Source organism: Streptomyces sp. A01 (assembly GCF_059026195.1).
Genome location: NZ_JBWLKN010000010.1, coordinates 179,840 through 192,246, shown reverse-complemented (window position 1 = coordinate 192,246; position 12,407 = coordinate 179,840). Strand labels below are relative to the sequence as shown.

Here is a 12,407-nt window from a genome sequence, read left to right as displayed (position 1 = left end):
CGGGGGAGTCCCCCCGGGCATCCGGGGGACGGCGTGCCCTGTTGCCGCGTGCTGGGAGTCGTTTTATCGTTCCGGCACGATTCGCGCACAAGATCACAGTATGTGAAGGGGTCGCGGCCATGGTGGCGAAGAAGACCGCCGTGAACCAGTCCACGGATTCGGCGAGGAAGGCCGCACCCGCGAAGAAGAGTGCTCCGGCGAAGAAGAAGGCCCCCGCGAGGAAACCGGCGTCAGAGACGGCTTCCGCGAAGGAACCGGCGTCAGCGGAGAACGCCGCGTCGGCCGACGAGACATCAGCGAACGAGGCCGCTCCGGCCCGGAAGACACCTGCGGAGAAGACCGTGCGGACGACGCGTACGACATCGACGACGGAACAGCCCCCGGCCGGGACCCCGGCACTGGAGGAAGCGCCTGCCGTGCCCGCCGCGCAAGCCGTGGCGGCCCCGGCGAAGAAGAGCACAGCCCACAAGGCCGCACCAGCCAGGACGGCGGTGCCCGCTAAGAAGACGGGAGCCAAGAAGGTGGCTGCGAAGAAGACTCCGGGTGGGGCGTCGACCGGCAAGCTGGCGGGAGCGGGGGCGACGGCTGTGCCGGAAGCCCGCGGGGGCGACCCGCTCGAACCCGGTGACCTGGCCGTACGGCCAGGCGAGGACCCATGGTCGGCGGATGAGGTGGCGCAGGCCCGCGCGGGACTCGCGGAGGAGGCCGAGCGGCTTCGGCACGAGATCCAGGCCGCGGAGGAGGCGCTGAGCGGGCTGATGCGGGACTCCGGTGACGGCGCGGGCGACGACCAGGCCGACACCGGCAGCAAGAACGTCACGCGCGAGCACGAGATGGCCCTGACCACGAATGCCCGGGAGATGCTGCTCCAGACGGAGCGGGCGCTGGGGCGCCTGGAGGCCGGGACGTACGGGTTGTGCGAGAACTGCGGCAAGCCGATCGGAAAGGCGAGGGTGCAGGCGTTCCCCAGGGCGACGCTGTGCGTGGAGTGCAAGCAGCGGCAAGAACGCCGCTGACGGGGCCTTACCGGGCGTGTCGTACCCTCGTGCTCACCAGGCGTGGCTTGGCGCCCGGGGGAGAGCGACGTTGAGGGAATCACGTGACAGAGGCGGAGCAGGCCATCGGAACGCCAGAGCCGGAGAAGGCCGAGCAGGCCGGGGCCACCGCGGAGCCGGGCACGGACGGGGCGCGGGGCAAGCGGCGGATCGCCGTGCTGCTCGCGGTGGCCGCCGTCGCCTATCTGCTCGACCTGGTCACGAAGATCATCGTGGTCGCGAAGCTGGAGAACGAGGGCCCCGTCGAGATCCTGGGCAGCTGGCTTCAGCTTGAGGTGATCCGCAACCGGGGCGCCGCCTTCAGCTTCGGCGAGGCGATGACCATCGTCTTCACCTGTATCGCCGCCATCGTGATCGTCGTGATCGCCCGGATCGCCCGCAAGCTGTACAGCGTGCCGTGGGCGATCTCCCTGGGACTGCTGCTCGGCGGCGCGTTCGGCAACCTGACCGACCGGGTCTTCCGTACGCCGGGCGGGCTTGAGGGCGCGGTGGTCGACTTCATCGCGCCCGCGAACTTCGCGGTCTTCAACCTCGCCGACTCCGCCATCGTCTGCGGCGGCGTCCTCATCGTGATCCTCTCCTTCCGCGGTCTCGACCCGGACGGCACCGTCCACAAGGACTGAGGCCGGGCACCGGACGGCGGCCGGGGCGCCGCGGCCAGGGCGGCCGGGGGCCGTCGCCCGTCCCGGAGAGGTCGGGCGTTCGAGTGCGTCCGCGCGGTCCGGCATACTCGTCGGGTGAGTACGCTTCCCGAGTTCCGCACCCTGCCCGTACCCGATGGTCTTGAAGGCGAGCGCGTCGATGCCGCGCTGGCCCGTATGTTCGGCTTTTCCCGCACGAAGGCGGCCGAGCTGGCAGCGTCCGGGAAGGTCAAGGTGGACGGGGCCGAGGCCGGGAAGTCCGACCGGGTTTCCGGTGGCGCCTGGCTTGAGGTGGAGATGCCGCAGGCCGCGCCACCCGTACGGATCGTCGCCGAGCCCGTCGAGGGCATGGAGATCGTGCACGACGACGAGGACATCGTGGTCGTCGTCAAGCCGGTCGGCGTCGCCGCGCACCCGAGCCCCGGCTGGAGCGGCACCACCGTCATCGGCGGACTGGCCGCCGCCGGTTACCGCGTCTCGACCTCCGGCGCGGCGGAGCGCCAGGGCATCGTGCACCGGCTGGACGTGGGCACCTCGGGGCTGATGGCCGTCGCCAAGTCCGAGCGCGCCTACACCCTGCTCAAGCAGCAGTTCCGGGAGCGTACGGTCGACAAGCGCTACCACGCGCTGGTGCAGGGCCACCCGGACCCGATGAGCGGGACGATCGACGCTCCCATCGGCCGGCACCCCACCGCCGACTACAAGTGGGCGGTGACCGCCGAGGGCAAGCCGAGCGTGACGCATTACGACATCATCGAGGCGTTCCGCGCCGCCAGCCTCCTCGACATCAAGCTGGAGACCGGCCGCACCCACCAGATCCGCGTCCACATGGCCGCACACCGGCACCCCTGCGTCGGCGACCTCACCTACGGCGCCGACCCGACGCTGGCCAAGCGGCTCGGGGTGGGCAGGCAGTGGCTGCACGCGGTCCGGCTCAGCTTCGAGCACCCCGCGGACGGGCGCTGGGTGGAGTTCGAGAGCGCGTATCCGCAGGACCTGCAGGACTCGCTGGACCGGGTGCGGGCGGAGAGCGAGTAGCGACAGCAGCGCCGGGTGGGGCTCATGTCGTATGTCATGGCAGGCTTGATGCCGTGATCGACTGACCCGACGGGAGGACGCGGCCCGTGCACCAGTTCGCCCTGCTGCTCTTCCTGCTGCTGGGGGCCGTCGTCATGGTTCCCGTCGGGCAACGGCTCGGACTGCCGCCACCGGTACTGATGACGCTGTGCGGCATCGTCCTCGCGCTGGTGCCGTTCGTGCCGAACGTCGAGGTGCCTCCCGAGCTGATTCTGCCGCTGGTGCTGCCTCCACTGCTGTACGCGGCCGTGCAGCGCACCTCCTGGCGCCAGTTCGCGGCCAACAGACGAGCGATCTTCCTGCTCGCCGTCGCCCTGGTCTTCGTGACCACCGCGGCCGTGGCCGCCCTCGCGCACGCCATCGTCCCCGGGCTGCCCCTCGCCGCCGCCGTGGCGCTCGGCGCGCTCGTCGCCCCGCCGGACCCGGTCGCCGCCACGGCCGTCGCGGGCAGGCTGGGCCTGCCGCGCCGCATGGTCTCGATCCTGGAGGGCGAAGGGCTCTTCAACGACGTCACCGCGATCGTGCTGTACCACGTGGCCATCGCCGCCGCCGTCAGCGGCAGCTTCTCCCTTCCGAAGGCGGCCGCGGCCCTGCTGCTCTCCGCCGTCGTCGCCGTCGCTGTCGGGCTCGCCCTGGGCTGGGCGGCAGGCAGGCTGATCGGCCTGCTCGGCGACCCGACCCTGCAGATCGGGCTGACGCTGCTGGTGCCCTTCGCCTCCTACGTCCTCGCTGAGGAGTTCGGAGGCTCCGGCGTACTCGCGGTGCTGACCACGGCCCTCTTCCTCTCGGAGCACGCGGTGGACGCCGACGACGTGCTGGGGCGGCTGGCGGGAAACACCTTCTGGGAGATCATCGACACCCTCGTCACCGGTGTCGCCTTCGGCCTGATCGGTCTGGAGCTGCACAACGTCTTCGGCACGGCCTCCGGCCGCTGGCGGGAGATGCTCGGCTCAGGGGCGGCCATCGTCGGGGTCGTCGTGGGCGTACGGCTGCTGTGGCTGCTGCCCGCCGCGTGGCTCGCCAAGCGGCTGCACCGCCGCAGGGACTACGACGAGGACATCCCCATGAGCTGGCGGGAGACCGTCGTCATGTGGTGGGCGGGGATGCGCGGGGTCGCCTCCGTCGCACTGGCCCTCGCCATCCCGTACAGCGTCGACGGCGGTGGCGACTTCCCGGCCCGTGAGGAGATGGTCTTCATCGCCTTCTCCGTCGTGCTCGGCACCCTCATCTTCCAGGGCCTGACCCTTCCCTGGCTGGTCAAGAGGTTGCGGGTGCGCTCCGACAACGGCGCGGAGGAAGCCTTCGAGCGGGAGCTGGCCCTGCGCGTGCTGAAGGTGACCCGGCGCAGGCTCAAGGAGATCGAAGAGGCCGAGGACCTGCCCGACGAACTCCTCGAACAGCTCGCCCGCCGCGCGTACGACCTCGGCGCGCGCATCAGCCCGGACATCGTGGACGAGGACCGGCGGGTGAGCCACGAAAAGCGCGTGGACCGCCTCAGGCGCCTGCAGCGCATCCACGGCGAGCTGTTGTCCGCGGCGCGCCACGAGGTGCTGTCCGCGCGCAGCGAACCAGGCGCCGACCCCGAGGTCGTCGACCGCGTGCTACGGCAGCTCGACGTCCGCAGCCTCCGGACCTGACCGCTGCCCCGCCGACTGGGCCGGGACCTGGCGGGCGCCGGTGTCCGCCCCGGGCGCCGGAGCGGTGAGTATGCGCGGCAGCGCGTACGGATGCTCCTCGCGCAGCCAGGTCAGCATCCGCTCGCGGACCTCGCAGCGCACCGTCCACAGGTCGTCCGCGTTCACGGCGGTGGCCAGCGCGCGCACCTCGATGGTGCTCGGCGTGGTGTCGGTGACCACCAGGTTCCACGCGCGGCCGTCGAAGGCGTCGCAGTCCCGCAGAATGGTGTCCAGCCGCTCACGCATCTTCTCGATCGGCGCCGAGTGATCGAGCTGGAAGAAGACCGTGCCGGTCATCTGCGCCCCGCCGCGCGACCAGTTCTCGAACGGCTTGCTGGTGAAGTACGAGACCGGCATGGTGATCATCCGCTCGTCCCAGGTGCGGACCACGAGGAAGGTGAGAGTGATCTCATCGACCGTGCCCCACTCGCCCTCGACCACCACCGTGTCACCGATGCGGACCGTGTCGCCGAAGGCGATCTGCAAGCCCGCGAAGAGATTGCCGAGCGTCGACTGGGCCGCGATACCGGCGACGACACCCAGCACACCGGCCGAGGCCAGCATCGAGGTGCCGAACGCGCTCATCACGGGGAACTGGAGCAGCACCACCGAAGCGGCGACGACCCCCACCACGGCGGTCACCACGCGCTGGATCAGCGTCAGCTGGGTGCGCACCCGGCGGGCCCGCGCCGGGTCGCGGCGCCCCATCGCGTACCGCGCGTAACTCGACTCGATCACGGCGGCGGCCATCCGGACCGCCACCCAGGCGACCGCGACGATGAGGACCAGGGTGAGGACAAGGCCGACCGCGTTCCAGTGCTTGTCCTTGTCGAGCAGGTGCGTCTCGCGGTACGAGCCGTGGACCAGCCCCGTGCACAGCACGACCTGGAGAGGTATCCGGCATCGCCGCAGCAGCCCCCACAGCGGCGTCTCCGGATGCCGTTCGTCGGTCTTGACCAGCAGACGGTCGACCAGCCAGCCGACGATGACGGTGAGCGTGAAGGACCCGCCGATCACGATCAGCGGTCGCAGCACGTCCTCCATGGACTACTCAGCTCCTCTTTGGGTGGACAACCGTCTGCCACCGTAACTGGCACGATGGGGAACGTACGATCCAGCGACAGGATGTGACTGCAGTGGCACCGCCATCGACGATTGTCCTCTTCCACTCGGCTTACGGGTTGCGCCCGGCCGTCCACGCGGCCGCTGAGCGGTTCCGCACGGCCGGCCATGAGGTGCACGTGCCCGACCTGTACGACGGCCGAACCTCCGAGACCGTGGAAGACGGCATGGCCATCAAGGACGAGATCGGCAAGGACGAGCTGCTGCGCCGGGCCGTACGCGCCGTCGCCCCGCTCTCCGACCGCGGCATCGTCTACGCGGGCTTCTCCCTCGGCGGCTCCATCGCGCAGAACCTGGCCCTCGCCGACACCAAGGCGCGCGGCCTGCTTCTGCTGCACGGCACCTCAGACATCGCCGACGACACGGCCACCGACGAGCTGCCCGTCCAGCTGCACGTCGCCGACCCCGACCCGTTCGAGCCGCACGACTGGCTGAACGCCTGGTACCTGCGGATGGGCCGGGTGGGCGCCGACATCGAGGTCTACCGCTACCCCGGCGCCGGCCACCTCTTCACCGACCCGGACCTCCCCGACTACGACGAGGAGGCGGCGGAGGCCACCTGGAAGGTCGCGCTGGGGTTCCTGGGGGAGGTGTAGGGCCGCGGGGGCGGGGTGCCCGCTGCGGGAGGGTCAGCGCACCGGCCGGTCGGCGCGTTCGACTCGCTGTGTGCCCGACAGGGTCCGGTAGGAACGCGTCCACGCCGTGGTGGCGTTCTGGGCGGTCTTGTCGGAGACGGTGAAGTAGTCCATCTGCGCCCGCTCGGCGGTGACGTCCAGCACGCCGTAGCCGTGTGAGTCCATGTCCACCCACTTCACGTGCCGGTTGGCGGCCTTGATCGCGCCCGCGGCGACCAGGGACACCGTCTGCGGCGGGACGCGCAGCAGGTCGTCGATGTTGTCGGAGGTGACCGAGGTCACCACGAACTCGGTCGCCGCCGACGGCGAGGCGGGGTACGTGGCGGCCTTCACCGGTACGTCGTTGGCCCACGCCATGTGGATGTCGCCGGTGAGGAAGACGGTGTTGCCGATGCCCCGGTCCCGCAGGTGGGCCAGCAGCTCGCGGCGGTCGTCGGTGTAGCCGTCCCACTGATCGGCGTTGACGGCGAGCCCCTCCTTCGGCAGCCCGAGCAGCTCCGCCAGCGGCTTCAGCAGGTAGGCCGGGATCGAGCCGAAGGCGAAGGGCGAGATCATCACCGACGTGCCGACCAGCTTCCACGCCGCGCCGGACGCCGCGAGCCCGGACTTCAGCCAGTCGAGCTGGGCGCGGCCGGTGAGCGTACGGTCCGGGTCGTCCACGTCGCCGCCGCCCGCCTTCGCCTGCTGGGAGCGGAACGACCGCAGGTCCAGCAGGTGCAGATCGGCCAGCGAACCGAAGCGCAGCCTGCGGTACGTGGTCCCCTCGGTGGAGGGCCGCACCGGCATCCACTCGAAGTACGCCTGCTTCGCCGCGGCCACCCGGCGCGCCCACTCGCCCTCGGTGCCCGGGGTGTGGTTCTCCGCGCCGCCCGACCACGCGTCGTTGGCGAACTCGTGGTCGTCCCAGATCGCTATCACCGGGTGCGCCGCGTGCAGCGCCAGCAGATCGGCGTCCGTCCTGTACGTGCCGTGCCGGGTGCGGTAATCGGCGAGCGTGACGATCTCGTGGGTGGGGGAGTGCCTGCGTACGGCGTACTTCGGCTCCGGGTACGCGCCCGCGGGGTACTCGTAGAGGTAGTCACCGAGGTGCAGCACCGCGTCCAGGTCCTTGCGGGCCGCCAGGTGCCGGTACGCCGAGAAGTAGCCGGATTCCCAGTTCGCGCAGGAGACCACGCCGAACCGTACGCCGCTCACCGCCGACGCGTGCGCCGGGGCGGTACGGGTGCGTCCCACCGGTGACGTCGCGTCCCCCGCCGTGAAGCGGTAGTGGTACGCGGTGCCGGGGCGCAGGCCGCGCACGTCCGCCTTGACGGTGTGGTCGGCGGTGGCGGTCGTCTTGAGGCTGCCGCGCGCGACGACCGTGGCGAAGTCCTTGTCCTCGGCGACCTGCCAGCCGACCTCGACGGCGGCGCCGAGGCCGGAGCCGGGCACGGCGTCAGGGCTGGGCGTGACCCGGGTCCACAGCAGCACCCCGTCGGGGAGCGGGTCGCCGGAGGCGACGCCATGGAGGAAGGCCGGTCCCTCGGCGGCGGCGTGCGCCGGGGAGAGGGAGGCGAGGGGCAGCAGCGCGGCGGTCGCGGCGGCGGCCGTGACGGCGGTGCGGCGGGATATCGGTTCCTGAGAGGTCACGGCCGATGACCATACTGGCCGGTAGCCCCGCTGATAAGAGCAGCGGCCGGACAAACACGAAGAGTTCGTCCGCCCGCTGCTCTCAGGTCGCCATGGCGCTGATTACTTCTTCGGGAACCGCTTGTCCATGACCGCCTCGTACTGCTCGGGGGCCATCGGCGTGTTCTTGCCGTCAACGGTGATCTTGTCACCGTCGTGCATCAGGGCGGGCGTGCCACTGATGTTGTTCTTCTTGAACAGCTTGCCCATCTCCAGCGCCCACTTGTCGTAGGTGCCGTTCTTCACAGCCTTGTCGAACGCCTTGTTGTCCTTCAGCGCGGGCACCTGCTGCGCGATGTCGATGAGCTTCTTGTCATCCGAGTAGGCGTCGTCGCGCTCGTCGGGGTGGTTCTTCTCGGAGAACAGCGCCTTCTTGTACTCAAGGAAGGCGTCCGGGCTGACGTTCAGCGCGGCACCGAGCGCGCTGACGGTGTTCTTCGAGCCGCTGCCCGTGGCCATGTCATCGATGAAGTTGACCATGACGAAGCGGACCTTGTACCGGCCGTCCTTCACATGCTGGTCCAGCACCTGGCCGGCGCCCTGCTCGAAGGACGCGCAGGCCGGGCAGCGCGGGTCCTCGTACAGGTCGACGGTCTCCTTGGCCTTCTTGTCGCCGATGACGATCGCCGTGCCCTTGTCACCGGTCGTGTTGGCGGGCTTGGCGAACGTCGTCTTCGCGGCGGCGGCGTTCCACTCCTTGCTGCTCATCTTGCTGTTCTCGCTGCCGCCACCCATGTTCGACACGGCGACCCCGATGCCGCCCGCGACAGCGAGAACCGCCACGATCGAGCCGCCGACGATCAGTTGGCGGCGCACCTTCTCCTTCTTCGCCTGCTTCTCGCGCTCGGCGCGCAGCCGCTCACGGGCGGCCTGCTTGTTCTGCTGGTTGTTTCGGTTGCTCATGACTGTGCCTTCTCCGTCGTCGTAGGTCAGAGGTGACCGCGAGCCGTCGGCGGTGTACGCCGGTGCGGCGGTGGTGCGGCGCTGTGCTCAGGCGAATGCCGGGCTCGGCGGAGGGCCGCGTCTGACGACGGAGTGCAGGAGGAGGGGGAGGGCGCGTGCCGTCAGCGGACGGTACGCGGAGCGTGCGGCGGAACGGGGCGGCCGGTCCGTCGTGACCGCGGCCACCGCCACCAGCAGGGGGCGGAAGGCCAGCGCGGTGACGGCCCGCAGCAGCTGGCCGAGTGCGGCCTCGCCGCGGCGCAGCCAGGCGGCGCCGATCAGGCCGACCGCGATGTGCGCGGCGAGCAGCAGCCAGGGGGCCGCCGAGTTGGCGTTGGCCGAGACGGCGGCCGCGGTGCCGCCGCCGTTCGCGGTCAGGTGGGCCAGCGGGGTGCCGACGTCGCCGCCCCGGCACAGCAGGTCGACGCCCATGGTGCGCAGCGGTCCGGCGACGGGCCCGCCGGCCTGTCCGTAACAGGCGTGCTGGCCGGTAGTGAAGACGGTGTCGGCCGCCAGCTCCAGCGGTATCAGCAGGGCCGCTATGTGCCCGTAGCCGCGCTCGCGCCCCGCCAGCGCGTAGGCGATGCCGAAGACGGCCACGCACAGCAGCGCGACGGTCGGCAGGGGGAGCGGGGCCCGGGAGAGCAGCACGTGGGAAGCGGCGGACAGCGTCACGCACAGCGCTGTGAACAGCGCCGCGCGTACCGCTCGCAGTCGTGCCGCCGATATGTCCATCGCGGGAGAGTGTGCCACGGTTGGCTGTAAGCGTCGTGTCAAGATTGTGCATCACTGCGGCAGCACGGCTGCCGGGCTGGTGGGACGGGTCGCGGCGACGTTTTTCGCGGCCCCGGCCGGAGCCTGTACGGCGGCCGCGGGCGGCCCCGTTGACGCCGTCCCGCGACCTCCGGCGCGCACGGTGCCGCAGCCGGTGAACCGGCGGCCGCCGCGCGGCCGGGCCGCGCGGCGGTGACCGTCGCCTACAGCCGGCTGTCCACCGCCGCCGTGAACTCCTCGGCGGTCGCCGGGGTGGTCAGCTGCTCGCCGTTGAGCTTGAGGGTCGGCGTGCTCGGCACCCCGCTCTCGTTGAAGGCGTCGGACATCTTCTTCGCCCACGCGTCATACGTCCCGGCGCGCACGTCGCTCTGGAACTTCGCGTCGCCCTTGAGCGCGGGGACCTGCCCGGCGATCTTCAGCAGGTAGGAGTCCTCGGCGAAGGAGTCGGCGTGCTCCGCCGGGTGGTTGCCCTTGGCGTAGAGCGCCTTCTTGTAGTCGACGAAGGCGTCGGGGCTGACGTTCAGTGCGGCGCCGAGCGCGCTGAGCGCGTTCTTCGAGCCGCTGCCGCCGAAGGACGTGTCGAGGAAGGTGGCCAGGTGGAAGGACGCCTTGTACTTGCCCGACTTGATGTCCTTCACGATGGTCCCGCCGACGTTCTGCTCGAAGTTCGAGCAGGGCGGGCACCGCAGGTCCTCGTAGATGTCGAGGGTGTCCTTGGCGCCCGGCTTGCCGACGACGACCGTGGTGCCGGCCACGCCGGAGCTGTTCGCGGGCTGCACCACGTCACCGGCCGGGGCGTCGCCCCCCGAGCCGCCGGTGCCACCCGTGCTGCCCGCGCCTCCGGGGTCGCCGTCGACCGGCTCGTCCGCCTTGCCACCCGGCGCCTCCGGTGCGCCGATGGGCGGCTTGGCCCCGTCCTTCGCGCTGTCCTTGCCGCTGTCGTCGCCACCACCACCCAGCACGAGGACGCCGCCGACCACAGCGGCGATGGCGACCGCCGCCACGGCGGCCACGATGGCCGTCTGGCGCTTCTTGTCCTGCGGAGGCTGCGGCGGCTGCGGCCCGCCGGGCGAGCCGGGGGTGTTCCACTGCGGGGCGCCCTGCCCGGGCTGCGGGGGCGGCCCCGGCTGTTGCGGGTACGCGCCGGGCTGCTGGGCAGCCGGAGGGGGGCCCGGAGGCTGGAGAGGAGGCGTGGGCGGGGACGGCGGGCTGGTGGGGTGCTGGCCCTGCGGGTTCCGCTCTCCCCCGGGCTGCTGCTGACCTGGCTGCATGGCGAGCAACACTAGCCGCGGTCGGCGGCGGCCGGGGCACCTGGGAGCCGGCTGGTCCCGGATGCCCCGGCGGCGTCACACGCCGGGGATGGCGCCGTTGCGGAACAGGTCGACGAAGGTCTGGTGGTCGGCCCGCGCCCGGGCGCCGTAGGAGTGCGCGAAGTCCACCAGCAGCTCGGCGAAACCGCCCTCGTCGGCGGCGATGGCCGCGTCGATGGCGCGCTCGGTGGAGAACGGGACCAGCGAGTGGCCGCTCTCGTCGTCGGCCGCCGCGTGCATCGTCGCCGTGGCGCGCCCCAGGTCGGCGATGACCTGGGTGATCTCGTCCAGGTCGTCGAGGTCGGACCAGTCGAGGTCCACCGCGTACGGCGAGACCTCGGCGACGAGCTGGCCGGAGCCGTCCAGCTCCGTCCAGCCCAGCCACGGGTCGGCGTGCGCCTGGAGGGCACGCTGCGAGATGACCGTGCGATGGCCCTCGTGCTGGAAGTAGCCGCGCACCCGCTCGTCGGTGATGTGCCGGGAGACCGCGGGGGTCTGCGCCTGCTTCATGTAGATGACGACATCGTTCTCCAGGGCGTCGCTGTTGCCTTCGAGGAGGATGTTGTACGAGGGCAGCCCCGCGCTGCCGATGCCGATGCCACGGCGGCCGACGACGTCCTTGACGCGGTAGGAGTCGGGGTGGTCCAGGCTCGACTCGGGCAGCGTCTCCAGATAGCCGTCGAAGGCGGCGAGGACCTTGTACCGGGTGGCGGCGTCCAGCTCGATGGCCCCGCCGCCCGAGGTGAACCGGCGCTCGAAGTCGCGGATCTCGGTCATCGAGTCGAGCAGCCCGAAACGGGTCAGCGCGCGGGCGTCCCGCAGCGCGCCGAGCAGCGGCCCGTCGGCGGTGTCCAGGGTGAACGGCGGCACCTCGTCGTCCTTGGCGCCGGAGGCCAGCGCCGAGATCCGCTCGCGGTAGGCGGCGGCGTAGGTGCGCACCAGGGTGCTGATCGTCTCGTCGCTCAGCGCCTTGGTGTAGCCGATCAGCGCGACGGAGGCGGCGAAGCGCTTGAGGTCCCAGGTGAAGGGGCCGACGTACGCCTCGTCGAAATCGTTGACGTTGAAGATCAGACGGCCGTTGGCGTCCATGTACGTGCCGAAGTTCTCGGCGTGCAGGTCACCGTGAATCCAGACCCGGCTGGTGCGCTCGTCCAGGTAGGGCCCGTGGTCCCGCTCGGCCTCCAGGTCGCCGTAGAACAGGCTGGCGGTGCCCCGGTAGAAGGCGAAGGCGGAAGCGGCCATCTTCCGGAACTTGACCCGGAAGGCGGCCGGGTCGGCGGCGAGCAGTTCGCCGAAGGCGGTGTCGAAGACGGCGAGAATCTGCTCGCCGCGCTGCGCGGCCTGGGCGTGCTCGATCGCCATCGGTGGTCCTCCTGGGGTGTGTCGCGTGGAACTGGTGTCCCATCGGTGCCAACGCGTGAGGGTACCCACGAGTGCCCGCCGGTTGTCGGTCGTCCGACGTAGACTTCGGAGCCATCTTTCCCTCCTGGCACACCCTGCGGGGAGG

Annotated in this window: 11 protein-coding genes; 5 read left to right on the top strand and 6 right to left on the bottom strand. The window is 71.1% G+C overall.

Features of this window, described 5'->3' with window-relative positions:
* The first annotated feature begins 119 nt into the window (after positions 1 to 119).
* The 4 genes from AC5P1B_RS16190 to AC5P1B_RS16175 all read left to right on the top strand — a co-directional run bounded on the left by AC5P1B_RS16190 (position 120) and on the right by AC5P1B_RS16175 (position 4,410).
* Positions 120 to 1,016 carry a TraR/DksA family transcriptional regulator gene (locus tag AC5P1B_RS16190; RefSeq protein ID WP_493887830.1) on the top strand — a complete coding sequence of 299 codons (897 nt, stop codon included), beginning with the start codon at positions 120 to 122 and terminating at the stop codon, positions 1,014 to 1,016.
* Between the two features lie 83 nt (positions 1,017 to 1,099).
* Complete coding sequence (gene lspA / locus AC5P1B_RS16185; RefSeq protein ID WP_493887829.1) at positions 1,100 to 1,678, top strand: signal peptidase II; 579 nt, start codon at positions 1,100 to 1,102, stop codon at positions 1,676 to 1,678.
* Between the two features lie 114 nt (positions 1,679 to 1,792).
* Positions 1,793 to 2,734 carry an RluA family pseudouridine synthase gene (locus AC5P1B_RS16180; protein WP_493887827.1) on the top strand — a complete coding sequence of 314 codons (942 nt, stop codon included), beginning with the start codon at positions 1,793 to 1,795 and terminating at the stop codon, positions 2,732 to 2,734.
* Between the two features lie 86 nt (positions 2,735 to 2,820).
* Complete coding sequence (locus AC5P1B_RS16175; protein WP_493887825.1) at positions 2,821 to 4,410, top strand: Na+/H+ antiporter; 1,590 nt, start codon at positions 2,821 to 2,823, stop codon at positions 4,408 to 4,410.
* On the opposite strand, the gene AC5P1B_RS16170 is transcribed toward AC5P1B_RS16175, so the two are convergent.
* Positions 4,375 to 5,493, bottom strand: coding sequence for a mechanosensitive ion channel family protein (locus AC5P1B_RS16170; RefSeq protein WP_493887824.1), 1,119 nt, complete (start codon positions 5,491 to 5,493; stop codon positions 4,375 to 4,377). The genes AC5P1B_RS16175 and AC5P1B_RS16170 overlap by 36 nt on opposite strands.
* Before the next feature lie 92 nt (positions 5,494 to 5,585).
* Between AC5P1B_RS16170 and AC5P1B_RS16165 the strand changes: the two genes are divergently transcribed.
* A complete protein-coding gene (locus AC5P1B_RS16165; protein WP_493887936.1) occupies positions 5,586 to 6,167 on the top strand; it encodes a dienelactone hydrolase family protein in 582 nt (193 codons plus the stop codon).
* Positions 6,168 to 6,200: 33 nt separating this feature from the next.
* Here AC5P1B_RS16165 and AC5P1B_RS16160 read toward each other — a convergent pair whose 3' ends face one another.
* The 5 genes from AC5P1B_RS16160 to AC5P1B_RS16140 all read right to left on the bottom strand — a co-directional run bounded on the left by AC5P1B_RS16160 (position 6,201) and on the right by AC5P1B_RS16140 (position 12,331).
* Positions 6,201 to 7,835 (bottom strand): alkaline phosphatase D family protein, encoded by a 1,635-nt coding sequence (locus AC5P1B_RS16160; RefSeq protein ID WP_493887823.1) that lies wholly within the window; start codon positions 7,833 to 7,835, stop codon positions 6,201 to 6,203.
* A 102-nt stretch (positions 7,836 to 7,937) separates the two neighbouring features.
* Complete coding sequence (locus tag AC5P1B_RS16155; protein WP_493887822.1) at positions 7,938 to 8,777, bottom strand: thioredoxin domain-containing protein; 840 nt, start codon at positions 8,775 to 8,777, stop codon at positions 7,938 to 7,940.
* Between the two features lie 87 nt (positions 8,778 to 8,864).
* Positions 8,865 to 9,551 carry a hypothetical protein gene (locus tag AC5P1B_RS16150; RefSeq protein WP_493887821.1) on the bottom strand — a complete coding sequence of 229 codons (687 nt, stop codon included), beginning with the start codon at positions 9,549 to 9,551 and terminating at the stop codon, positions 8,865 to 8,867.
* Between the two features lie 242 nt (positions 9,552 to 9,793).
* Positions 9,794 to 10,861 (bottom strand): DsbA family protein, encoded by a 1,068-nt coding sequence (locus AC5P1B_RS16145; RefSeq protein WP_493887820.1) that lies wholly within the window; start codon positions 10,859 to 10,861, stop codon positions 9,794 to 9,796.
* Between the two features lie 75 nt (positions 10,862 to 10,936).
* On the bottom strand, positions 10,937 to 12,331 hold the full coding sequence (locus tag AC5P1B_RS16140; RefSeq protein WP_493887819.1) for a DUF2252 domain-containing protein: 1,395 nt from the start codon (positions 12,329 to 12,331) through the stop codon (positions 10,937 to 10,939).
* Positions 12,332 to 12,407 lie beyond the last annotated feature (76 nt).

Excerpts from the sequence above, each read along its gene's own strand:
- AC5P1B_RS16155 (WP_493887822.1), bottom strand. The coding sequence starts at position 8,777 with ATGAGCAACCGAAACAACCAGCAGAACAAGCAGGCCGCCCGTGAGCGG.
- AC5P1B_RS16150 (WP_493887821.1), bottom strand. The coding sequence starts at position 9,551 with ATGGACATATCGGCGGCACGACTGCGAGCGGTACGCGCGGCGCTGTTC.
- AC5P1B_RS16170 (WP_493887824.1), bottom strand. The coding sequence starts at position 5,493 with ATGGAGGACGTGCTGCGACCGCTGATCGTGATCGGCGGGTCCTTCACG.
- AC5P1B_RS16190 (WP_493887830.1), top strand. The coding sequence starts at position 120 with ATGGTGGCGAAGAAGACCGCCGTGAACCAGTCCACGGATTCGGCGAGG.
- AC5P1B_RS16145 (WP_493887820.1), bottom strand. The coding sequence starts at position 10,861 with ATGCAGCCAGGTCAGCAGCAGCCCGGGGGAGAGCGGAACCCGCAGGGC.